Origin of the sequence: Falsiroseomonas sp. HC035 (genome assembly GCF_050563525.1) — a bacterium.
GTDB lineage: Bacteria > Pseudomonadota > Alphaproteobacteria > Acetobacterales > Acetobacteraceae > Falsiroseomonas.
The window spans coordinates 167533-192601 of the sequence record NZ_JBNXUN010000003.1 but is presented as its reverse complement, the minus strand read 5'-3'; the positions used below and the strand labels follow the sequence as shown (position 1 = coordinate 192601).

25 protein-coding genes, 1 tRNA gene and 1 pseudogene are annotated in these 25069 nt (G+C 70.1%); 15 read left to right on the top strand and 12 right to left on the bottom strand.

Annotation, left to right across the window (positions count from 1 at the left end; all coding sequences use genetic code 11):
• Positions 1–12: 12 nt before the first annotated feature.
• Together puuE and ACLF3G_RS08600 are read left to right on the top strand one after the other, a co-directional pair.
• The gene (gene puuE / locus ACLF3G_RS08605; protein ID WP_430668952.1) at positions 13–942 is read left to right on the top strand and encodes an allantoinase PuuE; all 930 of its coding nucleotides are present in this window, start codon (positions 13–15) and stop codon (positions 940–942) included.
• Positions 939–1247 carry an I78 family peptidase inhibitor gene (locus ACLF3G_RS08600; RefSeq protein WP_430668951.1) on the top strand — a complete coding sequence of 103 codons (309 nt, stop codon included), beginning with the start codon at positions 939–941 and terminating at the stop codon, positions 1245–1247. Before puuE ends, ACLF3G_RS08600 begins: the two co-directional genes overlap by 4 nt.
• A gap of 5 nt (positions 1248–1252) precedes the next feature.
• Here the strand turns inward: ACLF3G_RS08600 and ACLF3G_RS08595 are convergent, their stop codons facing one another.
• Complete coding sequence (locus ACLF3G_RS08595; protein ID WP_430668950.1) at positions 1253–2224, bottom strand: NAD(P)-dependent oxidoreductase; 972 nt, start codon at positions 2222–2224, stop codon at positions 1253–1255.
• A 296-nt stretch (positions 2225–2520) separates the two neighbouring features.
• Between ACLF3G_RS08595 and ACLF3G_RS08590 the strand changes: the two genes are divergently transcribed.
• Complete coding sequence (locus tag ACLF3G_RS08590) at positions 2521–4128, top strand: 2-isopropylmalate synthase (protein ID WP_430668949.1); 1608 nt, start codon at positions 2521–2523, stop codon at positions 4126–4128.
• Here ACLF3G_RS08590 and ACLF3G_RS08585 read toward each other — a convergent pair.
• The 4 genes from ACLF3G_RS08585 to ACLF3G_RS08570 all read right to left on the bottom strand — a co-directional run bounded on the left by ACLF3G_RS08585 (position 4100) and on the right by ACLF3G_RS08570 (position 7271).
• Positions 4100–5725, bottom strand: a complete 1626-nt coding sequence (locus ACLF3G_RS08585) for a sensor histidine kinase (RefSeq protein WP_430668948.1) — start codon at positions 5723–5725, stop codon at positions 4100–4102. The genes ACLF3G_RS08590 and ACLF3G_RS08585 overlap by 29 nt on opposite strands.
• A 57-nt stretch (positions 5726–5782) precedes the next feature.
• Entirely contained in the window at positions 5783–5995 is a 213-nt protein-coding gene (locus ACLF3G_RS08580; RefSeq protein ID WP_430668947.1) for a NepR family anti-sigma factor, read from the bottom strand.
• Positions 5996–6057: 62 nt separating this feature from the next.
• Entirely contained in the window at positions 6058–6675 is a 618-nt protein-coding gene (locus tag ACLF3G_RS08575; RefSeq protein ID WP_430668946.1) for a sigma-70 family RNA polymerase sigma factor, read from the bottom strand.
• Positions 6676–6740: 65 nt separating this feature from the next.
• The gene (locus ACLF3G_RS08570) at positions 6741–7271 is read right to left on the bottom strand and encodes a sigma-70 family RNA polymerase sigma factor (protein WP_430668945.1); all 531 of its coding nucleotides are present in this window, start codon (positions 7269–7271) and stop codon (positions 6741–6743) included.
• A 69-nt stretch (positions 7272–7340) separates the two neighbouring features.
• On the opposite strand from ACLF3G_RS08570, the gene ACLF3G_RS08565 reads away from it, so the two are divergent.
• The 4 genes from ACLF3G_RS08565 to ACLF3G_RS08550 all read left to right on the top strand — a co-directional run bounded on the left by ACLF3G_RS08565 (position 7341) and on the right by ACLF3G_RS08550 (position 10891).
• Positions 7341–8093, top strand: a complete 753-nt coding sequence (locus ACLF3G_RS08565; RefSeq protein WP_430668944.1) for a PhyR family response regulator anti-anti-sigma factor — start codon at positions 7341–7343, stop codon at positions 8091–8093.
• Between the two features lie 103 nt (positions 8094–8196).
• The gene (locus ACLF3G_RS08560) at positions 8197–8361 is read left to right on the top strand and encodes a DUF1328 domain-containing protein (protein WP_430668943.1); all 165 of its coding nucleotides are present in this window, start codon (positions 8197–8199) and stop codon (positions 8359–8361) included.
• 25 nt (positions 8362–8386) lie between these two features.
• Positions 8387–9040, top strand: coding sequence for a hypothetical protein (locus ACLF3G_RS08555; RefSeq protein WP_430668942.1), 654 nt, complete (start codon positions 8387–8389; stop codon positions 9038–9040).
• A 57-nt stretch (positions 9041–9097) separates the two neighbouring features.
• Positions 9098–10891 carry an ABC transporter ATP-binding protein/permease gene (locus ACLF3G_RS08550; protein WP_430668941.1) on the top strand — a complete coding sequence of 598 codons (1794 nt, stop codon included), beginning with the start codon at positions 9098–9100 and terminating at the stop codon, positions 10889–10891.
• A 179-nt stretch (positions 10892–11070) separates the two neighbouring features.
• Here the strand turns inward: ACLF3G_RS08550 and ACLF3G_RS08545 are convergent, their stop codons facing one another.
• A complete protein-coding gene (locus ACLF3G_RS08545) occupies positions 11071–11304 on the bottom strand; it encodes a YMGG-like glycine zipper-containing protein (RefSeq protein WP_430668940.1) in 234 nt (77 codons plus the stop codon).
• A 254-nt stretch (positions 11305–11558) separates the two neighbouring features.
• Here ACLF3G_RS08545 and ACLF3G_RS08540 point away from each other — a divergent pair, with 254 nt between their 5' ends.
• The 6 genes from ACLF3G_RS08540 to ACLF3G_RS08515 all read left to right on the top strand — a co-directional run bounded on the left by ACLF3G_RS08540 (position 11559) and on the right by ACLF3G_RS08515 (position 17442).
• Positions 11559–12602, top strand: coding sequence for a rod shape-determining protein (locus ACLF3G_RS08540; protein WP_430668939.1), 1044 nt, complete (start codon positions 11559–11561; stop codon positions 12600–12602).
• A gap of 38 nt (positions 12603–12640) precedes the next feature.
• Positions 12641–13504 carry a rod shape-determining protein MreC gene (gene mreC, locus ACLF3G_RS08535; protein ID WP_430668938.1) on the top strand — a complete coding sequence of 288 codons (864 nt, stop codon included), beginning with the start codon at positions 12641–12643 and terminating at the stop codon, positions 13502–13504.
• Positions 13505–13537: 33 nt separating this feature from the next.
• Entirely contained in the window at positions 13538–14071 is a 534-nt protein-coding gene (gene mreD, locus ACLF3G_RS08530) for a rod shape-determining protein MreD (protein WP_430668937.1), read from the top strand.
• A gap of 156 nt (positions 14072–14227) precedes the next feature.
• The gene (mrdA, locus tag ACLF3G_RS08525) at positions 14228–16096 is read left to right on the top strand and encodes a penicillin-binding protein 2 (RefSeq protein WP_430668936.1); all 1869 of its coding nucleotides are present in this window, start codon (positions 14228–14230) and stop codon (positions 16094–16096) included.
• Between the two features lie 22 nt (positions 16097–16118).
• Positions 16119–17270, top strand: coding sequence for a rod shape-determining protein RodA (gene rodA / locus ACLF3G_RS08520; RefSeq protein ID WP_430668935.1), 1152 nt, complete (start codon positions 16119–16121; stop codon positions 17268–17270).
• 96 nt (positions 17271–17366) lie between these two features.
• Positions 17367–17442, top strand: a tRNA-Lys gene (locus ACLF3G_RS08515).
• A 528-nt stretch (positions 17443–17970) separates the two neighbouring features.
• On the opposite strand, the gene ACLF3G_RS08510 is transcribed toward ACLF3G_RS08515, so the two are convergent.
• On the bottom strand, positions 17971–19593 hold the full coding sequence (locus ACLF3G_RS08510; RefSeq protein WP_430668934.1) for a tetratricopeptide repeat protein: 1623 nt from the start codon (positions 19591–19593) through the stop codon (positions 17971–17973).
• A gap of 466 nt (positions 19594–20059) precedes the next feature.
• Between ACLF3G_RS08510 and ACLF3G_RS08505 the strand changes: the two genes are divergently transcribed.
• Positions 20060–20362: an SPW repeat domain-containing protein gene (locus ACLF3G_RS08505; RefSeq protein WP_430668933.1), complete on the top strand. Its 303-nt coding sequence runs from the start codon at positions 20060–20062 to the stop codon at positions 20360–20362.
• Positions 20363–20711: 349 nt separating this feature from the next.
• Here the strand turns inward: ACLF3G_RS08505 and ACLF3G_RS08500 are convergent, their stop codons facing one another.
• The 4 genes from ACLF3G_RS08500 to ACLF3G_RS08485 form a co-directional block, all read right to left on the bottom strand.
• A complete protein-coding gene (locus ACLF3G_RS08500) occupies positions 20712–21179 on the bottom strand; it encodes a DUF6525 family protein (protein ID WP_430668932.1) in 468 nt (155 codons plus the stop codon).
• A gap of 22 nt (positions 21180–21201) precedes the next feature.
• Positions 21202–22125 carry a CobW family GTP-binding protein gene (locus ACLF3G_RS08495; RefSeq protein ID WP_430668931.1) on the bottom strand — a complete coding sequence of 308 codons (924 nt, stop codon included), beginning with the start codon at positions 22123–22125 and terminating at the stop codon, positions 21202–21204.
• 38 nt (positions 22126–22163) lie between these two features.
• The gene (locus tag ACLF3G_RS08490; protein ID WP_430668930.1) at positions 22164–23324 is read right to left on the bottom strand and encodes a hypothetical protein; all 1161 of its coding nucleotides are present in this window, start codon (positions 23322–23324) and stop codon (positions 22164–22166) included.
• Positions 23325–23426: 102 nt separating this feature from the next.
• Positions 23427–23858, bottom strand: coding sequence for a Fur family transcriptional regulator (locus ACLF3G_RS08485; protein ID WP_430668929.1), 432 nt, complete (start codon positions 23856–23858; stop codon positions 23427–23429).
• 225 nt (positions 23859–24083) lie between these two features.
• Between ACLF3G_RS08485 and ACLF3G_RS08480 the strand changes: the two are divergent.
• Positions 24084–24275, top strand: a pseudogene (locus tag ACLF3G_RS08480) (histidine phosphatase family protein); the annotation flags it as partial.
• 38 nt (positions 24276–24313) lie between these two features.
• Here ACLF3G_RS08480 and ACLF3G_RS08475 read toward each other — a convergent pair.
• Positions 24314–24997 (bottom strand): N-acetyltransferase family protein, encoded by a 684-nt coding sequence (locus ACLF3G_RS08475; protein WP_430668928.1) that lies wholly within the window; start codon positions 24995–24997, stop codon positions 24314–24316.
• Between the last annotated feature and the right edge of the window lie 72 nt (positions 24998–25069).

Below are 25069 nucleotides of genomic sequence, written 5' to 3'. Positions count from 1 at the left end.
CAGCCTTGGCGCATGACGAAGCTCGCCGCCGACACCGACTACCCCCGCGATTTCGCCGGCTACGGCGCCACGCCGCCCGACCCGCGCTGGCCTGGCGGCGCGAAGCTCGCGCTCTCCTTCGTGCTGAACTACGAGGAGGGCGGCGAGAACACCGTGCTGAACGGCGACGCCGGCAGCGAGTTGTACCTGCACGAGGTGCCCGGCGGCACGCCCATCCTGGGCGAGCGCAACCGCACCGTCGAAAGCCAGTTCGATTACGGCGCGCGGGCCGGGGTGTGGCGCGTGCTGCGCGCTTTCGCCGCGCAGGATTTTCCGCTCACGGTCTATGGCGTCGGCCGGGCGCTGGAGTTGAACCCCGAGGCCGCGCGCGCCTTCGCCGAGGCGGGGCACGAAGTCGCCAGCCACGCCTGGCGCTGGATCGACTACCACAAGGTCGATGAGGCGACGGAGGCCGCCGAAATCGTTCGCTGTGTCGAGACCATTGAACGCCTGACCGGCACCGCCCCGGTCGGCTGGTACACCGGCCGCATCTCGCCCCGCACCCGCACGCTGGTCGCCCGCCATGGCGGCTTCCTGTACGACAGCGATGCCTACGACGACGACCTGCCGCACTACGTGACGGCGGAAGGCAAGCCGCACCTCGTCATCCCCTACACGCTCGACAACAACGACATGAAGTTCGCCGTGCCGCCGGGCTTTGCCGGGCCGGATGGCTTTGAGCGGCACCTGACCGACGCCTTCGACCTGCTGCTGGCCGAGGGTCGCGCCGGCGCGCCGAAGATGATGTCGGTTGGCCTGCATTGCCGCATCGTCGGCCGCCCCGGCCGCGCCGCCGCGCTCAATCGCTTCCTGGCGCATGTCGCCCGGCATGGCGATGAGGTCTGGGTGGCGCGCCGTGCCGATATCGCCCGCCACTGGTGGAAGGAACACCCGCCCGCATGACCCGCCTCGCCTTCGCGGCCCTGCTGCTTGCCGCCGGATGTGCCGAATCGCCCATGGCCATCCCGCTGCGCTCGGACCGTGCGCTGCCACCACCGGCGCTGGTCGGCTGCGCGGAACACGCCGTGGCGGTCGCCGAACTCTCCGGCAGGCCGGAGGCGGAGGTCCGCACCGCGCTCGCCGCCATGCCGGGCATCCGCACCATCCGCCTGCTGGCACCGGGCCAGCCGGCGACGCGGGATTTCCGTCCGGACCGGGTCGGCGGGGTGGTGGAGGACGGTGTGGTGCGGAACCTGGCCTGCGGCTGAGGCCCTCAGCCGCGCTGCAAAATCTCCGGGTTCACCATCATCGACGGATCGGCGCGGCCATCCAGCACGTCCAGGATGTTCTGGGCCGAGATGCGCGCCATGCGGTCCATGCCCTCCACCGTGCTGGCGGCGGAATGCGGGCTAATGACGACGTTGGGCAGCGACAGCAGCGGGTTGCCGGGCTCGGCGGGCTCCACCTCCAGCACATCGAGGCCGGCACCCATCAGGTGGCCGGAGCGCAGCGCCTCAACCAGCGCCGCCTGGCTGACCACCGGGCCGCGCGCCGTGTTCACCAGGATTCCGCCGGGCTTCATCGCGGCGAAGGCGGCCTGATTCATCAGGTGGTGCGTGGCGGGCGACAGCGGGCAATGCAGGCTCACCACATCCGCCTCCGCCAGCGCCGTGTGCAGGTCGCGGACGGCGCGAAAACCGTCGGCGACGATGCGGTGCGGCGAGTAGAAGGGGTCGAGCACCGCCACATCCATGTGGAACGCCTTCAGGTAGCGGGCGACGCGGGTGCCGATGCGGCCGTAGCCCACCACCAGTGCCCGCCGTCCGGCCAGGTCCACCATGCGCAGCCCGCCAGGCGGCCACCAGCCGCCGCCCTTCACATGCTGGTCGATATCCACGGCGCGCCGCGCCACGGCCAACAGCAGCATCAGCGCGTGTTCGGCCACCGAGAGGTCGTTGGAGCCATTGGCCACCATCACCGCGATACCGCGCTCGGTGCAGGCGGGCACCTCCACCGTGTCGTAGCCCACCCCGATGCGAGAGACGACGCGCAGCCGTGGTGCTGCGGCAACAGCGGCGCGGTCCATGCGCTCCAGCCAGCACAGCGTGCCGTCAGCGTCGCGGATCGCCGCGTGCCAGGCCGCCACGTCCGGATTGTCCAGCACCACCAGGTCCACATCCGGCCGCGCCGCGAACACGGCCATCCCGGCCTCCGGCAATTTCCGGCCCAGCACCACCTTGAACATGTTTTGCCAACTCCCCGACCAGCCGACATGCTGGCCCGGCGCCCGGAAATGCACCAGCGCTTGCGGCGCGCATCGGGCCTCGCTAGGCTCGATCCTGCCATGACGCCTCGCGCCGCCCGCACCGAGCTGAACGCCGCCCTCCGGGCTGGCCTGCCGGCGCGCGCGCTCCTTCTCCTTCGACTTAGCCACCCCTGGGCGTAACGCCTGGCCGCTAGCGGCTGGTCATCGCTCAGGGGACCCTGGGGGCAGTGCTGCCCTCGCGCATGGCTCAACGAAATTCGTCAAGGAACGCCCCCATGGCCATCAATCATCCGTCCTTCGGGACGATGGACCCCGACCGGGTCATCATCTTCGACACCACGCTGCGCGACGGCGAGCAATCCCCGGGCTTCTCCATGAACCTGGAAGAGAAGCTGCGCATGGCGGAGGCGCTGGCCGAACTCGGCGCCGACGTGCTGGAGGCCGGCTTCCCCATCGCCAGCCCGGGCGATTTCGAGAGCGTGCAGTCCATTGCCCGGCGCTTCGCCAAGGACGGCCCCGTGGTCTGCGGCCTGGCGCGCACCGCGCCGGGCGACATCGCCCGCGCGGCGGAAGCCATCAAGCCCGCCGCGCGCGGCCGCATCCACACCTTTGTCTCGACCAGCCCGCTGCACATGCGCGTCAAGCTGCGGATGGAGCCGGAGGCGGTGCTGGAGATGGTGACCGCCTCCGTCACCATGGCGCGCAACGCGACGGATGACGTGGAATGGTCCGCCGAGGACGGCACGCGCACCGAGATGGAATTCCTGTGCCGCTGCGTCGAGGCGGCGATCAGGGCCGGCGCCACCACCATCAACATCCCGGACACGGTCGGCTATGCGGTGCCGGAGGACATGCACCGCATCTTCTCGACCGTGCGGGAGCGGGTTCCCGGCGCGGATCGCGTGATCTTCTCGACGCACAACCACAACGATCTGGGCCTCGCGGTCGCCAACACCATCGCGGCGATCCGCGCCGGCGCGCGCCAGGTGGAATGCACCATCAACGGCATCGGCGAGCGCGCCGGCAATGCGAGCCTGGAGGAGATCGCCATGGCGCTGCGCACGCGCCAGGACGCGATCCCGGTGCGCAATGGGGTCAATACCCAGAACATCCTGAAGACCTCGCGCCTTCTGGCGACGATCACCGGCTTCGACGTGCAGCCGAACAAGGCGATCGTCGGCCGCAACGCCTTCGCGCATGAATCCGGCATCCACCAGGACGGCATGCTGAAGGATTCCTCGACCTATGAGATCATGACGCCGGAGAGCGTCGGCTGGACCAAGTCCTCGCTGGTGCTGGGCAAGCACTCCGGCCGCGCCGCCTTCAAGGACAAGCTGAAGGCGCTCGGCTACGAGGTCGGCGACAACGCCATGAACGACGCCTTCAAGCGCTTCAAGGACCTCGCCGATCGCAAGAAGGTGGTCTACGACGAGGACATCGTGGCGCTGGTGGATGACGAGGTCGTCCGCGCGCATGACCGGATCAAGCTGACCGGCCTGTCGGTCTCCACCGGCATGCACACCCGCCCCATCGCCTCCATCGCGCTGGACGTGGATGGCGAGGCGCGTGAGGGTGTGGCTGGCGGCGATGGCGGCGTGGACGCTACCTTCGCGGCGCTGCGCGTGGCCTTTCCGCACGACGTGAACCTGAAGCTCTACGCCGTGCAATCCGTGACGGGTGGCACCGACGCCCAGGCCCGCGTCACGGTTCGGCTGGAGGAAGCTGGAAAGCTGGTGGACGGGCAGGGGGCGGATACCGACACCATCGTTGCCTCCGCCCGCGCCTATGTCCACGCGCTGAACAAGCTGCTGGTCAAGCGGGCGCGCACGGCGCCCGCAGAGATGGGGGGCGAGATCACCCCGCCGATGGCGGCTTCGGCCTGACGGCAAGCGGCGGGCGGGGTGTCGGCGGGCGCAGCGGGAAGTCGAGCGACAGCCCCGCCTCCTCCCGCTGCAACTCCGCGCCCAATTGCCTCGCCAGCCCGCGCAGCAGCAGGTTGCGCAGCTGGTCGTCCGGCCGCGGCGTCACGCCGTCATCCTCGATGGCAAGCCGGGCGCGCCGGTCGCCGGCTTCCACGCGGATGCTGATGCGGCCACCCTGGCCCTGCGGAAAGCCCTGCTTCAGCGCGGCGGACACCGCCTCCGTGATGATCAGGGCCAGCGGCACCGCCTGGTCGGAGGAGATCCGTAACTCGGGGGCTGCCACATCCAGCGCGATGCGGCGGCCGGGCTTGTCGCCGATGGCGGCGAACAGCTGCACCCCGAGTTCTTCGATGAAGGCACCGAGGTCAATCGCCTCCGGGTCGTGATGCGCGTACATGTGCCGGTGCAGCGTCGCCAGCGCGCCGATCCGGTCCCGCGCCGCCTCGAATTCCGCCCGTGCCTGTACATCCGTCACACGCTGCGCCTGGAGCGCCAGCAGGCTGCTGACGATCTGGAGGTTGTTCTTGACCCGGTGATGCACCTCGGCGGCCAGGATCTCGGCCCGCTCCATGGCCGCCTCCAGATCGCGCTCGCGCTGTGCCAGGGCGGTGGCGCCGGCTGCGAAACTCTCGGACAGCTCCCGGATCTCGTCAGGCATGCCGTCGCTGCCCGGAACCTCGAAGGCGCCGCCGCCGCCGCGCCAGACGGCCACGGCCCGCCGCAGCCGGGACAGCGGGCGCGTCACCGCATAGTTGGCGCCAAGCACCACGGCCAGGATGCTGAGCGCCAGGAGCGCCGCAACCTCCCCCAGGCGACGGGAGGCGGCCAGCAGGGCCGCAGCGCGGATCGGTTCTGCCGGCCGTGCCACGACCAGGAAGGCCTGGTCCCAGAGCATGCCGCGCGCCGCGATCAGCGGCGTTCCATCCGCGGCGGTGGTGGTCGTCGCGTCCAGTTCGGCCGGCGGCGGCGTCTCGCTCAGTCGCAGCGCCTGGGTGCCGATCGGCCAGGACCGGTTTTGCGCGTCGACGAGCCATGCAAGCAACCCGGCTGGCAGGGCCGGCGGCGCGACCCGGGCGGTGATGACGCGTCGATTTGCCGGAACCACCCGCCTGAGGGTGATGGTACCACCGGAGGAGACGAGAAGCTGCGGGCCTGTGCCTAAAGCCGGCAGGGGCGTTGCGTCCACCATGGCCGCATCATTGCAGCCGGCCTCCAGTTCCACGCCATCCGGCGACGCCTGACCCAGCCTTTCGCCGCAGCCATCCCAACCGGCGGGCCAGGTGGCGCCCAGGGCGCGCAGCGTCGCATCGGCGGTTGTGATCCGGCCGGAAACCAGGGCGACGGCGAGGTCGCGTTCCAGGATGAGGTCGAGCTTGGACTGGCGCAGGGCGCCCTGGTAGCTGGAATAGGTGCCGGCCAGTACCAGGAGCACCACCGGGAAGGCGGCGATCAGCAACAGGCAAAGCAATCTGCCGCGCAGGCTGGCCTGCGGCCGCGGCAGGGCCCGGAACCGCTTCATCACGCCGCTGCTGCTCATCTCGGCACTGCTGGCCCTCATGCTCTCATGGTGCCGCGGTGGCTACGGCGCCATGCAGGCCAGCCGGCAGGCGCCGGATCACTTGTCCTTGCGGGACCGATCATCCTCGATCAGGCGTAGCAGCGCGTCCGGAATCGGCTCGGACGCGACGTCATCATAAAGCTGGTGCAGCCCGCGCTGCAGCCAGAGATCGAAAGCGTCTTCGGTCACGCCATTGCCCTTGGGCCTGCGAGCTTTCAAGTGAGGCCCGCCAGGGGGTTGCGGCGGCTTGTTGCGGTCGCTGCTGTCCATGTCCATTGCCGATGCCGCGGACCTCCCGTCCAGGATGTGGAAAGAGGTGCGGACATTTCGACTTAAGACAGTAGATGATGTTCGCCAACCCCCGAGATCGTCCGTGTCCGGCCGGAGGCGACGCTGCGTCCGGCCACCCGGCCACCGGGCTCGCCCGGAAGCTGTGCCGCGCGGCCCTCGGCCGTGGTCGCCTCGGCGGATTCCTCGCCGGCCAGCCAGGTCTGCAACTGGCGGCGGGCACGGAAGACGCGGCTTTTCGCGGTGCCAACGGCGCAACCGGTGGCCTCGGCGACGTCCTCGTAGGACATGCCCTGCAGCACCACCATGAACAGCGCCTCGCGCTGGTCGGCCGGCAGGCGGTTCACGGCATTGCCCAGTTCCTTCAGGATCAGGCGGTCCTCATGCGTGGCGCTGACGGCGAAGGCGCCCGCCGGCACATCCTCGATATCCGTCGTCTCGCGCTGCTTGCGGAGGGTGCTGATGAAGCGGTTGCGCAGGATGCGATGCATCCAGGCGGCGAAGTTGGTGCCGGGGGTGAAGCTGTTCTGCGCAGCCAGGGCGTTGGCCACGGCGTCCTGGACCAGATCGTCCGCTGCCGCGCGGTTGCGGGTCAGGGCAAGCGCCTGGACGCGCAGGCGGGGGAGAAGTGCGATGACCTGGCCGTGGAACTCGTTGGGCATTGTCCGCTCCGTGCTCTATGCAGACTGAATGAACGGGCCACTGGCTGGGTTGCATCGCGAAAACGTCAGGCGTTCACAGGGGCGAGAGCCTCCGCGAGCGCCCGGCGTGCGCGAGAGACGCGCGCCTTCATGGTGCCGACGGGCACGCCGCAGATCTGCGCCGCCGCCTCGTGGCTCAGCCCGCGGGCGCAGACCAGCATCAGCGCCTCCCGCATCGAGGGAGGCAGGCGGGACACCGCGCGCGCCAGGTCGCGCACCTCATGCGCGCTTTCCTGGTCGGATTGCCGCGGGGCTTCTTCCTCCGATGGGTTCGCCTCCAGGTGGTCACGCTCCCGCCGTGCCCGGCGCCAGCCTTCGCGAAAGGTGTTGCGCAGCACTGTCAGGCCCCAGGGTCGCAGCGCCGCCTGCGGGTCATGCGCCAATTCCGGCGGCGCCACGAAGGCGGGCAAGCCGCGCAGCATCCGCAGGACAGTTTCCTGTACCAGATCATCGGCCTCGGCTCTCGATCTCGCGAGCATGCGGGCTGCGGCGCGCAGTTCCGGCAACAACTGCGCGATCACGGCGCGCTGGGCGCCGGGCTTGTCTTGTTCATCCACGGGACCCTGCATATCAAGCCTGTGAGCCCAGCGGCAGCGCGCGCCGCTCATTCAGGAGATGAAAAGGCGATGAGCGAGATCGACCGCGCCGCGCTGATCGGGGCCTTGCCCTATGCGCGCCGCTTCGCGCGGGCCCTTACCGGTTCCCAGGCGGAGGGCGACGGGCTGGTCGGCCAGGCTCTGCGGGCCGGGGTGCCGACCATAGACGGCACACGCGATGGGCCGCTGGTCGCCCGCACCGCGCTGTACGCAGCGATCTGCCGCATGGCGGGCGAGGCGCCGGAGGCGTCCTCCCCGGGCATTGCTCGCACCGGGCGGATGCTGCTGCTGCTGACTTCGCTCGAGGAACTGGACACCCATCATGCCGCGCTGGTCCTTGGCCTGCCGGTGGAGGACGCCGCGCGCCATATCGAGGCCGCCCGCAGCCACCTGCGCGCCGGCGCCGTGGCCCGCGTGCTGATCATCGAGGATGAGCCGATCATCGCGCTCGACCTGCAACAGCTGGTCGAGGCGGCGGGGCACGAGGTCGTGGGGATCGCCTCCACCGAGGACGAGGCGGTGGCGATCGCGGAGGCGGAGCGGCCGAGCCTGGTGCTGGCGGATGTGAATCTTGGCGCCGGTGGCGATGGCACATCCGCGGTGGCGCGGATCCTCAAGCACCACCAGGCCCCGGTGATCTTCGTCACGGCCTATCCGGAGCGGCTGCTGACCGGCCAGGACCTGGAGCCGGCCTTCATCATCACCAAGCCATTCGAGCCGACGACGCTGGCGATCGCCACCTACCAGGCGGTGTCTCGAGGCGTGCACCTGGATACGGTATAGCCACCGGTCCGGGCGCGGCGGCGGCGTTGCGTTTTCGCACCGGGGCCGGAACCACCCCGGCGGGCAGGCGTTCTTCCGGCGTCGTCATCTGCCGGAGACTGTCATGCTATACTGGACGCTGGTTTTCCTCGTGGTCGCACTGGTGGCCGGTCTGTTCGGGTTCGGTGGCATCGCCTCGGCCTCGGCCGGTATCGCGCAGATCCTGTTCATCATCTTCATCGTGCTGTTCCTGCTGAGCCTGATCTTCGGGGCCTTCCGCAAGGGTTGAGCCGATGCGCGGCATGGCGGCTGGCGTGCTGGCTCTGATGCTGACAGCCGGTTCGGCTACGGTGGGGCAGGCCCAGCCGCAGCCGCCGCCGCCGCAGGCCAGCTTCTGGTTCGACCCGACGCAACTGCCGACCTTCACCGGTACCGTCGAACGCTACCTGGTGAACCCGGCTGGGGAGACCGACGCCCTGCTGTTCCGCGAGGGCCCGCAGGTGGTGTTCCCGCCCGACATCGCGGATGCGGTGCGGGAGGCCGGCCCGCCCGGCCGGACCCTGGTGGTCTGGGGCATCCGTGCCCGGCAGGCACCCGTCATCACCATGCTGGCCTTCGCCGTGGCGCCGGATGCGACTTTGGGCGTCGTGGACCGCTTCTACTGGCGCCTCGGCGGCAGAGCACGTCCGGACGCGCCCCGCATCGCCGTGTCCGGCGCCGTCCGGTCCCCGTATTTCGCGCCGCAGGGCCAGTTGGCGGGCGCGGTGCTGGAGGACGGGACCGTGGTGATCCTGCCGCCCGGCGGTGCCGATGCGTTCGGCGGATTGCTCCGCCAGGGCGCCCGCCTGGCCGCCGAGGGTCCTGGCTTCGAGGGCGAGGCCGGGCGCGCGTTGGTGGCCGATCGGCTCGGCGAACAGCCCGACGCGCTGCGCCCGGTGCCGGCCCCCACAACATCCGGCTCACGCTGAGGCACCATGTCCGACCTAGCGCCTGCGGCCCCCGACCAGCCGCCGCAGGAGGGACTGATGCGCCGCTTCTGGCGCTTGGCGCGCGGCTACTACACCTCGCCCGGGGATCGCCGGCAGGCCTGGCTTTTGACCCTGGCGGTGGTCGGACTGACCCTGTTCCAGATCGGCGTGCAGGTGCGTTTCAATCTGTGGAACCGGGATTTCTTCAACGCGCTGGAGAACCGCGACCGCGTGGCCTTCTTCGGCCAGATGTGGATGTTCAGCCTGCTGCTGGTGCTCGCGATGTTCGCCGCGGTGGCGCAGCTGTGGGCCCGCCAGGCGCTGATGCTGAACTGGCGCCGCTGGCTGGTGCACCGGCTGCAGAATCGCTGGCTGGAACATGGCCGGCACTACCAGCTGAACTTCCTGCCCGGGGCAGCGGACAATCCCGACCAGCGGATCAGCGAGAATACACGCTGGGCGACCGCGATGGCGGTGGATCTGGCCATCGGCCTGCTCAGCGCGATCCTTACCCTGGCATCGTTCCTCGGCATCCTGTGGTCGCTGTCGGGGCCGCTGCACGTGGCCCTCGGCAGTACCGAATTCGACATCCCCGGCTACATGGTCTGGGCGGCGCTGCTGTATGCGCTGGTGGGCTCCGGCCTGACGCTGGTGATCGGCGGGCCGATGGTCTCCATCAACATCCGCCGCAACGAGGCCGAGAGTGACCACCGCTTCGCCCTGATCCGGATGCGGGAGAACAGCGAGGGCATCGCCCTCATCAAGGGCGAGCCGGACGAGGATCGCGGGCTGCAACGCGCCTTCGGCCGGGTGGTGTCGGTGATGAAGGAGCTGTACGGGCGCGAGCGCAACCTGATGTGGCTGACCTCCGCCTATGGCATGGCGGTCGGCGTCATCCCGATCCTGGTGGCGAGCCCGCGCTACTTCGCGGGCGCCATCACGCTCGGCGTGCTGATGCAGATCAGCTCCGCCTTCCTCGAGGTGACGCGCGGGCTGAACTGGTTCGTCGATAATTTTCCACGGCTTGCCGACTGGCGCAGCCACGTGGAGCGCGTGGTGGATTTGGAGGATACCTTCGACATGGCGGAGGCCATGGCCGGCCAGACGCGGATCGACCTGGTCGAGGAAAAGCCGGGCACGGAGCCGGAGCGGCTGGTGTTCCATGACCTCCAGGTGGCGCATTCGGACGGCAACGTGGTGATCCAGGACGCCAATGTTGAAATCGCGGCCGGCGAGCGGGTGCTGATCGTGGGCGAGAGCGGCAGCGGCAAATCGACGCTGTTCCGCGCCATCGCCGGGTTGTGGCCGTGGGGTGCCGGGCAGATCCGCATCCCGCCGCGCGCCCACATGATGTTCATGCCGCAACGCCCCTACCTGCCGTTGGGCACGCTGCGCGCCGCGCTGTGCTACCCGGCCCTGCCCAAGGATTTTCCCGAGGCGGACCAACTGGCCGCGCTGGAACGCTGCGCCCTGCCGCACCTGGCGGCACGGCTGGACGAGGAGGAGCGCTGGGACCGCGTGCTGTCGCTTGGCGAGCAGCAGCGCCTGGCCTTCGCCCGCCTGCTGCTGCACCGGCCGCGATGGGTGTTCCTGGACGAGGCGACGGCGGCGCTGGATGACGAGAATCAGGATTCCATGATGCGTCTGTTCCGGGAGGAACTGGCGGGCACGGCGCTGGTCTCGATCGGTCACCGGCCGGGCCTGGATGTCTATCACGACCGTACCCTGCAACTGCTGCGGGCCCCCGATGGGGCGCGGTTGCAGGTGCGTCGCAAGCCGGCCCGCGCTGGGCGCGGCGATGGGCTGTCCGGAAGCCGGGCGGCGCTGCGGCGCATGCTGCGGCGCAGCTGAGGGAAGGGCTGCGGCGCAGCTGAGGGACGGGCTGCGGCGCAGCTGAGGGAAAGGCTTCGGCGCAGCTGAGGGAAAGGCTTCGGCGCCGCTGATATGAATAAGGCCGCCATCCCGGGCCACGGGATGACGGCCACGCCTTCAGCGGAGCGCCGGGTGGGGGGACCCCCGGCGCTGGCCGTTCAGCGCCAGGCGGGACGGCCGAGGTTGACCGTCCCGGGGCTGGTCAGCGCGCCGCCCGCGGCACCCGCGGCGCCACCGAGCAGCGCGCCGGTTCCGGCGCTGCCGCTGAGCGACCCGATCGCCGCACCCGCGCCGGCCCCGAGCAGGCCGCCGGACACCGCACGGTCGCCCGTGCTCTGGCCGCAGGCGGCCAGACCGGCCGCCATCAGCACTACCATGGTAAGCTTGCGCACAGCGAAATCTCCTTGATGACTGTCCCGTCAATCATAACGTCCCGTAAGCGATTCGGTTGCAGGGGACGTTGCGATTTCGGATTGCGCTGCGTGGTTGATCAACAGGACTTGAGCAGGAGGCGGGGGAGGGGTATCGGAGCGCCTCCCGCCGGACCATCGGACCCGGGTCGCGCCGCACCCGGATCGAACCCCGGGCCGGCGAGGCTGACCGCATGGCGCGGTGTTACACTCCGCCTCAGGAAGGTTCCGGCCGCATGTTTTCTCGCCTGTTCGGCTTCCTCTCGGCTGACATGGCCATCGACCTCGGCACCGCCAACACGCTGGTCTATGTGAAGGGGCGGGGCATCGTGCTGAACGAGCCCTCCGTCGTCGCGATCTCCGACCATCGTGGCAAGAAGCAGGTGCTGGCGGTGGGCGAGGAGGCCAAGCTGATGCTCGGCCGCACCCCCGGCAATATTGCTGCCATCCGGCCGCTCCGGGATGGCGTGATCGCCGATTTCGAGGTGGCGGAGGAAATGATCAAGCATTTCATCCGCAAGGTGCACAACCGGCGGTCCTTCGCCTCGCCGTTGATCATCGTCTGCGTCCCCTCCGGGTCCACCGCCGTGGAGCGCCGCGCGATCCAGGAATCCGCCGAAAGCGCGGGTGCGCGGAAGGTGCTGCTGATCGAGGAGCCGATGGCCGCCGCGATCGGGGCGGGGCTGCCGGTGACGGAGCCGTCCGGGTCCATGGTGGTCGACATCGGCGGCGGCACCACCGAAGTGGCGGTGATCTCGCTCGGCGGCATCGTCTACGCGCGGTCCGTGCGGGTCGGTGGCGACAAGATGGACGAGGCCATCATCTCCTATATCCGTCGCAACCATAACCTGCTGATCGGCGAGAGCACCGCCGAGCGCATCAAGATGGAGATCGGCGCCGCCGCGCCGCCATGGGAGGGTGAGGAAGGCCCGCTGACCGAGGTGAAGGGCCGCGACCTGATGAACGGCGTGCCGCGGGAAGTGGTGGTCAGCCAGCGGCAGATTTCGGAAAGCCTTTACGAGCCGGTCATACAGATCGTCGAGGCGGTGCGGGTGGCGCTGGAGAACACGCCGCCGGAACTCGCCGCGGATATCGTCGACAAGGGCATCGTGCTGACCGGCGGCGGCGCCCTGCTGCACCGGCTGGACGGCGTGCTGCGCGATGCGACGGGGCTGCCGGTGGTGGTGGCGGAAGATGCGCTGTCCTGCGTTGCGCTTGGAACCGGCCGGGCGCTGGAGGACATGAAGCGACTTCGCCACGTGCTGTCTTCGATGTACTGAAGGGAAGGCGGCTGACCATGGGTTGAAGGGGGGCGCGCGTGATCCGACTGAGCATTCCGCTCCGCCAGGCCCTGGCGCGGCTGTCCCTGCCGGTGCTGATCGCGGCGGCCTTCGGCACCATGCTGCTCGGCAAGGCGGACACCCTGCTGGCGGAGCGCGCGCGCATCCTGCTGGCCGACGCGCTGACGCCCTTCTACGCCGCCTTCGCCGAACCTGCCCGCGCGGTGCGCGACGGCGTGGCGGAACTGGGCCACCTGCTGGAACTCCGTGAGGAGAATGCCCGCCTGGTGGAGGAGAACGAGCGCCTGCGCCGCTGGCAGGCCGCCGCCCTGTCGCTGGAGGCGGAGAACGCGATGCTGCGCCGGCAGCTGGATTTCGTGCCGGAACGGGCGCCGGCCTTCCACACCGCCCGCGTGGTGGCGGATGGCGGCGGCGTCTATGCCCGCGCCGTGCTGCTGACGGTGCCCCCCGAGATCCAGGTCCGCCGCGGCCAGATCGCGCTGGATGAGCGTGGCTTCGCCGGGCGGGTGACGGAGGTGGGCGCGCGGTCGGCCCGCGTGCTGCTGGCCACCGACATGAACAGCCGCCTGCCCGTGACCCTGGAGGGCAGCCGGCTGCGCGCCATGATGGTCGGCACCAACGGCGCCAGGCCACGCCTGCAGCACTGGTCCGAAGGCGGCCGCCCGGCGGAGGGCGAGCGCGTGGTGACCAGCGCGGAGGGCGTGGAGTTTCCCGCCGGCCTGCCGGTCGGCGTGGTGCGCTGGACCGAGGGCGGGGTGGCCGAGGTGGAACTGTTCGCGCGGACCGATCGGCTGGACGTGGTGCGGCTGTTCGATTTCGGCCTGGGCGGGATCCTGCCGCCGGAGGCGATCGCGCGCCCCGAGCCGCGGGCGCGGCGCTGAGCGCCGGCCCATGCAGCACCGCGCCGGGTCCTGATGGTTGGCCGCAAGGAACCCTCGCCCGGGCTGCTGCGGCAGCTCGACGACCTGGCGCGGGCGGTGTTTCCCTCGCTCAGCACGGTGCTGCTGATGGTGCTGGCGGCGGGGCCGACCGGGGTGCCGGCCATGGTCCCGGCCGCGGCGCTGCCCTGCATCGTCTTCTGGTCCGTGTTCCGGCCTGGCGCCATGCCGCCGCCGGCGGTGTTCGTGCTGGGGCTGCTGCAGGACCTGTTGACCATGTCGCCGCTCGGCATCGGGGTGGTGACGCTGCTGGTGGCGCATGCGGTGGCCGTGGCCTGGCGGCGCTTCCTGGTGCGGCGATCCTTCCTCGCCGTCTGGCTCGCCTTCTGCACCTTCGCCGCCGGCACCGCCGCGCTGGGCTGGCTGCTGACCGCGCTGCTGGCCTGGAGCCTGCCCGCCTTCGCGCCGGCCCTGTACCAGGCGGCGCTGACCGCGGGGCTGTACCCGGCCTTCGCCTTCGTGCTCAGCCGCATCCATGGCGTGATGCGGCGGGCGGAGGAGGTGGCGTGACCTGTCCAATGTGCCCTGCCCTCGGCACGGGCGGGCCGCGCACTTCCGCGGCCCGAGGCCGCGAATGCGGCCCGCGCCCAACCTGCCTTCCACGACGGCGCGGCAGTGCACCGGCGCGCCGGCAAGCGCGCGCCCGCCGCTTGAGGGCTATGTAGAATGTCGCGCAAGCAGAGGGAGGAGGAGAGGGTCCGCGGCATCTTCAGCCGCCGCGCCCTGGCGCTGGGCCTCGGCCAGATGGGGCTGCTCGGCTTCCTGGCGCATCGGCTGCACTGGCTGCAGGTGGACCAGGGGGAGCGCTATGCGACGCTGGCCGAGGAGAATCGCCTCTCGGCCCGGCTGCTGGCGCCACCGCGCGGCCGCGTCCTGGACCGCACCGGCCAGGTGATCGCCGGCAACCAGCTGAATTGGCGCGCCCTGCTGACGGCGGAACAGACCACTGACGTTGCCGCGACGCTGGAGACCTTCAGCCGCATCGTCCCCCTGACCGAGGCCGAGCGCACCCGCATCGAGCGCGACGTGCGCCGCCGCCGCCGCTTCGTGCCGGTGACGGTGCGGGATTTCCTGACCTGGGAGGAGATGGCGCGGATCGAACTGAACGCGCCGGACCTGCCGGGCATCAGCGTCGATGTCGGCACCACGCGCATCTACCCGGAAGCCGAGCATCTGGCGCACATCGTCGGCTACGTCGCGCCGCCGGCCGAGCGCGACATGGATGGCGACCCGTTGCTGGAACTGCCGGGCATCCGCGTCGGCCGTTCCGGCGTCGAGCGGCATCACGACCTGGCGCTGCGGGGGCGGGCGGGGGCGGTGCAGATGGAGGTCAACGCCGTCGGCCGCATCATCCGTGAGCTGGACCGGCGCGAGGGGGTGCAGGGCCAGGATGTGCAGCTTTCCGTCGATGCGGCGCTGACGCGAACCCTGCGCGGCAAGATCGAGGAAGGCACCTCCGTCGTGCTGATGGATGCGCGGAACGGGGAGGTGCTGGCGATGGCGACGCAGCCTTCGTTCGACCCCAACCTGTTCAACGCCGGCGTATCCCAGGCGCAGTGGCGGGACTGGACGCGCCACCGCGGCACGCCGCTGATCAACAAGGCGACCAACGGCCTTTACGCACCTGGGTCCACCTTCAAGATGGTGGTGGCGCTGGCGGCGCTGGAGGCGCGCGTGGTGACGCCGGGCGAGCGGGTGCACTGCCCGGGCCACATGGACCTCGGCGCGTCGCGCTTCCATTGCTGGAACCGCAGCGGCCATGGCGGCCTGGACATGCGCGGCGCGCTGAAGGTCTCCTGCGACGTCTATTTCTACGAGATGGCCAAGCGGCTCGGTATCGACCGCATCGCCGCGATGGGTCGCCGCTTCGGGCTCGGCGTGCCGCTGGAGATCGAGCTGCCGGGCATCCGCGCCGGGCTGATGCCGACGCGCGAATGGCGCCAGGCGCAGGGCGGGTCCTGGGCGCTGGGGGATACGGTGGTGCACGGCATCGGCCAGGGCTTCTACCAGCTGACGCCGCTGCAACTGGCGACCATGACGGCGCGGCTGGCGACAGGCCGCGCCGTGCAGCCGCATCTGACCCGCAGCATCGGCGGCCGTCCGGTGCGCGGCACACGGGCGGAGGATTGGCCGAGCCTCGGCATCCCCGAAGCCAATCTCCGCCTGGTGCGGGAGGCGATGTGGGCGGTGGTGAACGAGGCCGGCGGCACCGCCCGCGTCGCCCGCATCCCGCCCGAGATGGGCGCGGTGGCCGGCAAGACCGGAACTACGCAGGTGCGACGGGTGACGCGCGAACAGCGGGAACGCGGCTTCAACGTCAGCCAGGTGCCGCGCGAATGGCGGCCGCATGCGCTGTTCGTGGCCTATGCGCCGCATGAGAACCCGGTCTTTGCCGTGTCCGTCATCGTTGAGCATGGCAGCAGCGGCAGCGCCGCGGCGGCGCCGCTGGCCCGCGACGTGCTGGTGGAGGCGTTCCAGCAATTGCGCCCCGGGCCGGGCGGCTTCGGCGCGCGGGTGGCGGAGGCGCGACCTTGATCCGCATGCCGGAGGCAGGGCCTTGATCTTCGAACGCAGGCTGCTGGCGCGGGAACGCGGCACCGGGGTGCTGGAGAAGCTCTGGCAGATTCCCTGGGTATTTGTGCTGCTGCTGTGCGGGGTCGGCGGTGTGGGCTACGTGGCGCTGTATTCGGCCGGCGGCGGCGCGGCGGAACCTTACGCCGCCAAGCATGCCATCCGCTTTGGCTTCGGCCTGGTGCTGATGCTTTCCATCGCGCTGGTGGACATCCGGCTGATCGCGCGGCTCGCCTGGCTTGGCTATGCGGCCGGCGTCGGGCTGCTGGTGCTGGTGGCGTTCCACGGCCAGGTCGGCGGCGGGGCGCAGCGCTGGCTCGATCTCGGCGGCTTCCAGTTGCAGCCATCCGAACTGATGAAGATCATGCTGGTGCTGGCGCTGGCCGCCTGGTTCCACAAGGCGTCGTGGGAGCGCATCGGCAATCCGCTGTTCCTGATTCCGCCGATCGTCGCCGTACTGGTGCCGGCGGCGCTGATCCTGCGGCAGCCGAACCTGGGCACGGCGCTGATCACCCTGATGGTCGGCGGCGCGGTGTTCTTCGCTGCCGGCGTGCGGCTGTGGAAATTCGCCATCATCCTGGGGGCGGCGGGGGTGGCAGCGCCGATCGCCTATGAGCATCTGCACGATTACCAGCGTGCCCGCATCACCACCTTCCTGGATCCCGAGAGCGACCCGCTGGGGGCCGGCTACAACATCATCCAGTCCAAGATCGCGCTGGGGTCGGGTGGCTTCTGGGGCAAGGGCTTCCTTCAGGGCACCCAGGGCCACCTGAACTTCCTGCCGGAGAAGCAGACCGACTTCATCTTCACCATGCTGGCCGAGGAATTCGGCCTGGTCGGTGCGCTGAGCGTGCTCGGCCTGCTGGCGACGGTGGTGGCCTTCGGCTTCCTGGTGGCGCTGCGCAGCCGGCACCAGTTCGGCCGGCTGCTGGCGGTGGGGCTGGCGACGAACTACTTCCTGTACGTCTTCGTCAACATCGCCATGGTCACCGGCGCTATCCCGGTGGGCGGCGTGCCGCTGCCGCTGATCAGCCACGGCGGGTCCGCCATGCTGACGGCGATGGTGGGGTTCGGCCTGCTGATGTCGGCGCATGTGCACCGTGAGGCGGAGCTGGTCGCGCCGCGGGACCAGCCCTGAACGGAGGGCATGGCGGGGCTGCATGAGTTGGGGCCGGTTGGGCTGGACAAACCCGCCGCCACCGCCTAAACGGCCGTCCTCGCCAGTTGATGGCGCGGGCGCTTAGCTCAGTTGGTAGAGCAGCTGACTCTTAATCAGCGGGTCGTAGGTTCGAGCCCTACAGCGCCCACCAATCAAATCAATCGGTTGGCAGGTCCGGGCGGGCACCTCGGCATTCCGGAAGTCGAGCGGGTCTTCCAGCGGCCGCCAACGGAGCCCTGCGGCTTCCATCCAAGGATGCCTGGGCCGTGGCCACCTCAAGCCCAGCAGTATTTTGCATCGCGTTGACGGACGTGACCTGATCTCGTCGTCGGTGCCGCGCCTGTTCCCGGATGCGTTGCGACGATCGCGGGCCGCCACGCGGCCGGCTGGAACCCACTGGTTGGCGATACCGGTTCGTCGAAGCAGTTGTCGCCCAGCATCAGTTCGGCGCTGAGCCTGGCATCGGGCCAGGTTGCAGCAATGGCCGCTTGAACCTTGCCGCACGCAGGCGAGACGGCTCGGCTGTCGTGCAGCGCTTTGTCGGAAAGCGTCCGGAGGACGCAAAGGGAAGTCGTTTGGGCTGAACGGGTTGTCGTTGCTACGAAAAGAGGCTGGCGGCCTCGGGCCGCCGAGGCGTCGCAGCGGGGGCGGGCCTGATCCTGCCCCCGCCCTGCTCTGGTCAGCGCGCGCTGACGAATGCACGTGCCTGCTCAATCTCCGGCCGCGGCGTGTCGGCACGCTCCGCGAGGCGCATGAGATGCTCGTAGTGCTGCCGTGCCGCGGCGCGATCTCCGGCCAGTTCGGCCGCGCGACCAGCCCCGTACACCGCCCGGAACCGGTTGGGCTCGGTCTGCTGGACCGCCTCGAACTCGACCTGCGCGGCGGCATGGCGGTTCATCGCCAGCAGCATCTCGCCAAGTTGCTCCCGCGCGGGAAACAGCGGGCCGGGGGTGACCGGGTGCTTCTCGGTGCCTGCTTCGCGTGCCGCTGCCTCGCGGAGAAGGGTGAGCCCCGCCTCATGCTCACCGCGCGCGAAGGCCACCCACCCCTCCGCGGCGACGCGGAGGATTTCCACCTGTTCCTGCCAGTAGGCGTCGCGTCCCTGAAGGTCGGCGGCCGCGGCCTTCAGCGCCTCGATGTCCGCGGCGGATGCTTCTGGTCGGCCGGCGCGCGCCGCGCCCATCGCGCGCGCGAAATGGGTGGTGGCGTCCACGAAGGGCACGCCGTAGCGGCGGGTGCCAAGCGACGCGGCACCCTCCCAGTCGCCGCGTTCCAACGTCAAACGCGCCGGCATGGCGGTCAGCGCGTAGCTTCCGATGGGCGTCGGCGGGTTCCAGTCGACGTAGCGGGCGATCTCCTCCAGCACGTGCCGTGCGGCCTCGGTCCGGCCGGTCTGGAGGTAGCCGTAGACCATATAATCCAGGGCGTGCAGCTCATCGAAACGCTCCCCCCGCGCTCGCGCGGTCTCGGCGGAGCGCCGGTTGGTCTCGATCGAATCCTCCCAGCGCCCGACGCGCGTGAAGATGTGGGAGGGCATGTGCAGCGCGTGCGGCGCGTCCGCCGCCAGCGCAGCGTAGCGCTCGGCTGCCGCCACGCCCTTCTGCGCCAGCGCCGGCACGTCGTAGGCATGGATCAGGTAGTGGGAGATGCCGGGATGTTGCGGATGCCGGCTGTACTCGCGCTCCAGGATCTCGCCGGCCCGCAGCTGGTTCGCATAAGTCTTGTCCGCGGGCGAGGCCGCCATGACCAGCGACAGCGCATGAGTGATCGACACCTCCGTGTCGTCCGGGAAGCGCCTGCTCAGCGCTTCCATGGCCTGCGCATACTGCACCACGCGGGCACGGTGACCCGGCATGTCGTCACCGGCAAAAAGGACCATCAGCGCGCCGATGAAGCCGGCCTCACGCTCCGTCTTGGCGCCGATGCGCTGTGCCTGCTCCAGCAGCGCCCGGCCCTGCGGCAGCGCGTCGGCCGGCGGCGGGCTGAAGGGATTGCGCAGCAGCGCCAGGGCCCCGCCCCAGTAGGCCATGACGCAGTTCGGATCGCGCTCCAGCACCCGGCGGTGCGCCTGATCGGCGGCCTGGTACCAGAAGGAGTGTTGCAGCTTCATCGCGTCGTCGAAGGCGGCCTGCGCCTCGGGCGTACAGCTGGCAGGGAAGTGCAGGGTGCCGAGCGTGGCCGGAGGTGGCGGTGTCCCGCCATGGCTGTGGTCGTGCTGGGGTTGCTGGGCCTGTGCGAAGGCGGGACCAAAGGCGAGGCCGAGGGCAAGCGCCCAGCGGCGGATGGCCGGGTGTGCTGGCATGGTTTCCTCCTCGCCGGGGGGCGTTAGCCACTTCCCCTGGCGGCCGGAGGCTAGGCCTCTGAAATCGGATGTGGAAGCGCCAAGTGCAGCCGGTAGGTCAGCATGAAACAAGGGCCCTGTCGCTTGTTCCTCCTGCAGGATCAACCCTCGCACCCTGGCGCGCCGGATCCGTATTCGCCTGCGATCGAGAGGCGCGGCGGCGCGCTGGGCGCGTTCTCTGCCGGCGCCTGCGTGGCCCCGGAGGGCGTCCTCGGCCCTGTCCGCTGGATTGCCGGCGCGTCGGCGGGGCCATCAACGCGGCGATCATCGCCGCCGACCCACCGGACCGTCGCGCGCTCCAGCTGCGCCGATGCTGAGACATGCTGCCTCCGCGGCGGGCCGAAGGGATGACCGCCGTGCGGATCATCCCCGAACGCCGCGCCTCGGCACGGCGTTGACGGCCGACGGATCATCTCAGGAGACCAGGATGCGCTTCATCCCTACCCGCATCCATGGCGTGCTCGACTACCTCATGGGGGCGCTGCTGATTGTCGTGCCCTATCTGCTGGGCTTCGCAGATGGCACCGCGGCGCAGTGGGTGCCGCAGATCCTGGGTGCCGGCGCGATCATCTATTCGCTGCTGACGAATTATGAACACAGCGCGGTGCGGGTGATACCGATGCCGATGCATCTGGTGCTCGACACCGGCTCCGGCGTGCTGCTGGCAGCATCCCCTGGCTGTTCGGCTTTGCCGACCGCGTGTTCTGGCCGCACCTCATCCTCGGCCTGATCGAGATTGGCGCGGGACTGTTGATGCGCGCCGTCCCCGGAGTCACCACAACCGACCTCGACAATCGCGCGAGCACGCTGAACCGGCGCAGTTGAACCGCACCTGCCCTGCACCAGACTCCGCAATGGCAGGCGCGGCTGCGGGACAACGACGAGGACCTGGAAGCCTTCGTGCACGAGGTGCGTCGCTTTTATTCCTTTACGCCCGCGATCGGCGGCCGCGTGCTGATGGACCTCTATGGCACCAATCGCGGTTCCCGCAGCTTCGAGCGATGCCGCGACACCACAAGCATCCCGCTGTCGCGGGAACGCAGCCTGAACCACCTCCGCCGCGTTGGCGGGTCAGGGCCTCACCGTCGGCTGCGGAGCACCGTTGCTCCCGACGCAACATGCGGGAGCGGCCTGCCATGTGCCTGCCTGTAAGCCTCGGCAAAGGCCGCGCGCTCCAAGGCTTCGCAATCACCCAGGTAGTTCAGCAGCCGCCGCTCGGCGCAGGCCGATGAGCCAAGCCGGCGGCGGAAGGCCTGCCACAGCATCAGCGCATTGACCGCCCAGGCGTCATAGGCGTGGTCCTGCATGCGCTGCCGGATGGCTGGCGGCAGCGCATCGAAGGCGGCCCAATCATCGCCCGAAAAGCGCTGCCAGATCGCCTCACGAACGGTGACATCGTTGAGGCCCGTTGCAGCGTCCTGCCTGCAGCCAACCCGCAGGCCAATCCGACTGACTGCGCCGCGCGTCCTCGGGTGGCGACCCGCGGATGGTGCACGCTCCTCGCGCATCGATGCGGCGCCTGCGCGGCAGTGCGGGTCCAGGATCATCGAGGCTGCGTCCACGGCCCCGTCAGGCTCCCGCGATGCAGGCTTCGAAACCGCGGCGCAGCACCGGGCGGCTGAGGTTGCGGCCGATGAAGTCGCCATCCGCCAGCATGTGCACGGCCTGGAAGGCGAAACGCCGGTCCTCCTCGGTGAAGTCGAGGATGCCCTTGGTGCGCAGCAGATCCTGCCCCCGCTCGGCCAGCAGCTTCGAAATCCAGGCATCAAGGCGATCCGCGTCCAGTGGACGATCCGTCTCAAAGGCGACACTGGCGACCGCGTCGTCATGCTCATGGTCGTCCTCACCGGTCAGGAAGGCCGGCTCCATCTCCAGCACGCGCGCGAGGTCGAAGCCACCGCGGCGCAGCACCTCCTCGACCGCGAGTTCCGCCCGCTGCGTCCGATGGATGCGGGCATGCGGGTTGATCCCCCGGATGCGCATCTCCAGCGCCTCCAGCTCCGCCGGCGTGACCAGGTCGGCCTTGTTGAGCAGGATGACATCGGCGAAGGCGACCTGTTCCAGGACCTCGTGGCTGTCATGCAGGCGCTGTGGCAGGTGCTTGGCATCGACAACCGTGACGATGGCATCAAGCCGCGTGCGGGCCTTCACCTCCTCATCGACAAAGAAGGTCTGCGCGACGGGGGCGGGGTTGGCGAGCCCGGTCGTCTCGATGATGATGCCGTCGAGCGACGTGCGCTTGATCAGCCCGCCGATGATGCGGATCAGGTCGCCACGCACGGTGCAGCAGATGCAGCCGTTGTTCATCTCGAAGACCTCCGCGTCGGCATCCACCACGAGGTCGTTGTCCACGCCAAGCTCACCGAACTCGTTGATGACGACGGCGTATTTCCTGCCGTGCTGTTCCGTCAGCAGCCGGTTCAGCAGCGTGGTCCTGCAGGCGCCAAGGTAGCCGGTCAGCACGGTCACGGGAATCAGCGGAGGAGGGTCCATGATCGGTACGGCTCCATGGGGTCAGTCGTGGGCGCGGCTCAGTGCCGCTCCCCGGTCAGTGAGACCAGGCGGATATCGAAGGGCGCGCCGCCGGTCTCGACCACGCGTTGCAGCGCAAGCGTCTCCGCATCATGCAGGGCGACGCGGCCGGCCGCCGGATCGCTGACCGCGACCAATCCGCCCGCGGCCGACAGCCGCGGCCGTGCCACAGCCGAGCCACCTTCCAGGCTGTAGCGCCCGGTCGCCTGGACCCTTTGGCGCGGAGCGCCGTCGAGCGTCGAGAATGCGTGCAGCATGCCGTCCTCGGTCATCGCGAAGCCGGTGTCAGCGCGGGCCGGGTCGAGCGCGAAATGCAGGCGGCGCGCCGGCAGTGGCACCACGCGCATCGTGCCCGCATCCGGATCCACCACCACCATCGCGTCCGGTCCGAAGTCGCCGAGCAGCAGGCGCCAATCCTCGCCGCCGGCAAGGTTCCGTACCATCCGCTCACCGGTGCCCGGCGGGTTGGCGATCTTGCGGAATTCTCCGCTGCCGGCATCCAGCAGCAGCACGCCGTCGGCGCAACCGAAGGCGATCAGCGGTCCGGTCTGCGCCTCGCCATGCAGGCGCGGACAATCCTCCCGCCGCGCCAGTTCGGCGCCGGCCGCGTCGCGCAGGCTGACGGCGGAGGGCCGCTCGCCGGGCGCCACGGCCTCGCTCAGCGCGACACGTGACCCGGCGGTGGAGATGAAGGGGAAGGCGACGCCGTGATGCGCATGCGCGGCGGAGAGGCGGGTGGGCGCCTCCTCCTTGCCGGATTCGATCAGGCTGACGGAACCATCGCCATCGAAGAAGACCCCGAGCCGTCCATGGGCGCCGACGACGTGGGAGGGACGCGGTCCGCGCAGTTCCAGCGGCAGACGGGCCGGGGCGGCGAGGTGAAGGTCACCGTGGTCGCCATGGCCATCGAGCCGCAGCCCGGTCTCGAGCAGCGTCACGCGGCCGAGGGTGCCTTCGCGCAGCGCGACCTGGCCGCGGTGCAGGCCGGCATGCAGGCGCGCGGGTTCCGCCGTATCCAGGCGCAGCAAGGGCGCGCCCGCCTCATCGGCCACGACAATCCGTGGCGCAGCATGGTCGGCGATGACCAGCCGCGTGGCGGTAATGGTTTCGGCGGTGGCCGGCAGGGCGGCGATGAGCAGGAGGGAGAGGGTGCGGATCATGCTGGACCCCTGGCTGATACAGGACAGGCTCGTGAGGTTATATGATAACATAACATCCGGTGGACGGCATCCGCAAGCGCGTGCCGGGTACCAGCGGCGCGATCAGCCGCGCGGCTTGGCGCAGGCGGGGCAGGCGCCGACCAACTCGATGACGCGATCCTCGACTCGAAAGCCGGTACGATCGGCCACCACACCCAGCACGGCGGCCAGCGCCGCGTCTTCCAACTCCCGCACGGCACTGCAACCCCGGCAGACCGCGAAGGCGGGACGATGACCCGCATCGTGCTGATGGTCCGGACCATGATGGCCCGTGGCGTTGTCATGTACGCAAAGGGTGAAAGCGTTCAGGCTCTCGATTCGGTGGATCAGGCCGGCCTGCTGCAACGCGTCGGGCGCCCGGTACACCGTCTGTGGCCCACGGATTCCGGCCGGTCCGAGCTGGGCCAACACCTCATAGGCGGTCAGCGCCCTTCCGGCCGCGGCGCGCAGGGCGCCGAGCACGAGGTCCTGGTTGCGTGACGGCCTGGCAGGCATGGCTTCTCCGGCCGACGCCGGCTTGGCATGGGCGGCCAACGGTGTCGGACGTCGGGTCGGAAGGGCCAGGGTCCTGCGCACAAAGTGATATTATCACACGTCACTGCCGATGCGAGGCGATGAGCCTTCTACGCTCCTGGTCTGCACCCGCTGCCGCATGCGTGGCGCCGATCCGGAGGCACCGCGCCGGTGTGATGCTGCTCGCCGCGACACGCGTCGCGCCCCGGCGGCGGCGAGAGCACCGCGGAACTCGCAGAGCGGGTGCTCGGCTGGTTCCGCACGCTGCCGCCGGGGGAGGGGGTCCTCGCCGTTACCCATGGCGGCCCGGTCACCGCCCTGCGCGGCAGCCTGGCCGGGCTGCCCGCGCAGGACTGGCTTGCGCTGGTGCCGGAGCTCGGGGAGGCGATAGACCTGTAGCCTCATCAGGTCGTGGATAGTCGGCGCCGGGCGTTGGGCTACAGCGGCCGCTCGAACCAGGTGGAACTGGTCCATTCGCCAGGCTTTCGGGCGCATTTTCGGAACGTTCCTACCTCGGCGAAGCTTATCCTGCGGTGCAGCACGAGCGAGGCCTCGTTCGGCAACGCAACGCCGGCCACGACCAGGTGGACCGGCTGCTGCGTGAGGTGTTCGAGCAGCGCGGTGCACAGCGCCGTGCCGGTGCCGCGGTCGCGGTGCCGGGGATCCAGGCAGATGCTGGCCTCCTCTTGGCGTCGAAGGCGGGGCCGGGGCGGAAGGGGCTGCTGGAGGCGTAGCCGACCAGCGCCCCGCCCGCGATGGCCACCAGCAGTCGGTGGCGCTCCTCGCCGAAGGTCTCGAACCAGGGCAGGCGGGACTGCACGGTCTGCGGCGTCGTCGCGAAGGTGACGTGGCCGTCGAGGACGTAGTGGTTGTAGATGTCGACCAGCGCGGGAAGATCGTCGGGTGCCGCCGCCCGGGTCAGGAGAGTTCAGGCAGATCCGTGCCAGGGTGGTCGCCGTTGATGGGCCGGCCGCAGGCCGGGCAACGGAGACGGGAGCGCCGCTCCGCAGGGTCCGCCGCTTCGGGACTGCGCAGGTCGACGGTGTGGATCCGTACGCTGGTCGTGATCTGTTCGCCGTCGCAGCGCAAGCCGCAGGAGGCGGGCCTGCTGGCCCCGTCATGCGGCCGTAATGTCCAGGCCGCAGCCGGAAGGGCCGGGGCGATGAACAGGGCAGGGAGGATCGATCGACGCT

What these genes read in the sequence shown, in the direction of transcription:
- puuE (WP_430668952.1), top strand. Translation starts at nt 13, where the DNA reads ATGACGAAGCTCGCCGCCGACACCGACTACCCCCGCGATTTCGCCGGC.
- ACLF3G_RS08600 (WP_430668951.1), top strand. Translation starts at nt 939, where the DNA reads ATGACCCGCCTCGCCTTCGCGGCCCTGCTGCTTGCCGCCGGATGTGCC.
- ACLF3G_RS08595 (WP_430668950.1), bottom strand. Translation starts at nt 2,224, where the DNA reads ATGTTCAAGGTGGTGCTGGGCCGGAAATTGCCGGAGGCCGGGATGGCC.
- ACLF3G_RS08590 (WP_430668949.1), top strand. Translation starts at nt 2,521, where the DNA reads ATGGCCATCAATCATCCGTCCTTCGGGACGATGGACCCCGACCGGGTC.
- ACLF3G_RS08585 (WP_430668948.1), bottom strand. Translation starts at nt 5,725, where the DNA reads ATGAGGGCCAGCAGTGCCGAGATGAGCAGCAGCGGCGTGATGAAGCGG.
- ACLF3G_RS08580 (WP_430668947.1), bottom strand. Translation starts at nt 5,995, where the DNA reads ATGGACAGCAGCGACCGCAACAAGCCGCCGCAACCCCCTGGCGGGCCT.
- ACLF3G_RS08575 (WP_430668946.1), bottom strand. Translation starts at nt 6,675, where the DNA reads ATGCCCAACGAGTTCCACGGCCAGGTCATCGCACTTCTCCCCCGCCTG.
- ACLF3G_RS08565 (WP_430668944.1), top strand. Translation starts at nt 7,341, where the DNA reads ATGAGCGAGATCGACCGCGCCGCGCTGATCGGGGCCTTGCCCTATGCG.
- ACLF3G_RS08560 (WP_430668943.1), top strand. Translation starts at nt 8,197, where the DNA reads ATGCTATACTGGACGCTGGTTTTCCTCGTGGTCGCACTGGTGGCCGGT.
- ACLF3G_RS08550 (WP_430668941.1), top strand. Translation starts at nt 9,098, where the DNA reads ATGCGCCGCTTCTGGCGCTTGGCGCGCGGCTACTACACCTCGCCCGGG.
- ACLF3G_RS08540 (WP_430668939.1), top strand. Translation starts at nt 11,559, where the DNA reads ATGTTTTCTCGCCTGTTCGGCTTCCTCTCGGCTGACATGGCCATCGAC.
- mreD (WP_430668937.1), top strand. Translation starts at nt 13,538, where the DNA reads ATGGTTGGCCGCAAGGAACCCTCGCCCGGGCTGCTGCGGCAGCTCGAC.
- mrdA (WP_430668936.1), top strand. Translation starts at nt 14,228, where the DNA reads ATGTCGCGCAAGCAGAGGGAGGAGGAGAGGGTCCGCGGCATCTTCAGC.
- ACLF3G_RS08510 (WP_430668934.1), bottom strand. Translation starts at nt 19,593, where the DNA reads ATGCCAGCACACCCGGCCATCCGCCGCTGGGCGCTTGCCCTCGGCCTC.
- ACLF3G_RS08505 (WP_430668933.1), top strand. Translation starts at nt 20,060, where the DNA reads ATGCGCTTCATCCCTACCCGCATCCATGGCGTGCTCGACTACCTCATG.
- ACLF3G_RS08500 (WP_430668932.1), bottom strand. Translation starts at nt 21,179, where the DNA reads ATGATCCTGGACCCGCACTGCCGCGCAGGCGCCGCATCGATGCGCGAG.
- ACLF3G_RS08495 (WP_430668931.1), bottom strand. Translation starts at nt 22,125, where the DNA reads ATGGACCCTCCTCCGCTGATTCCCGTGACCGTGCTGACCGGCTACCTT.
- ACLF3G_RS08490 (WP_430668930.1), bottom strand. Translation starts at nt 23,324, where the DNA reads ATGATCCGCACCCTCTCCCTCCTGCTCATCGCCGCCCTGCCGGCCACC.
- ACLF3G_RS08485 (WP_430668929.1), bottom strand. Translation starts at nt 23,858, where the DNA reads ATGCCTGCCAGGCCGTCACGCAACCAGGACCTCGTGCTCGGCGCCCTG.
- ACLF3G_RS08475 (WP_430668928.1), bottom strand. Translation starts at nt 24,997, where the DNA reads ATGACGGGGCCAGCAGGCCCGCCTCCTGCGGCTTGCGCTGCGACGGCG.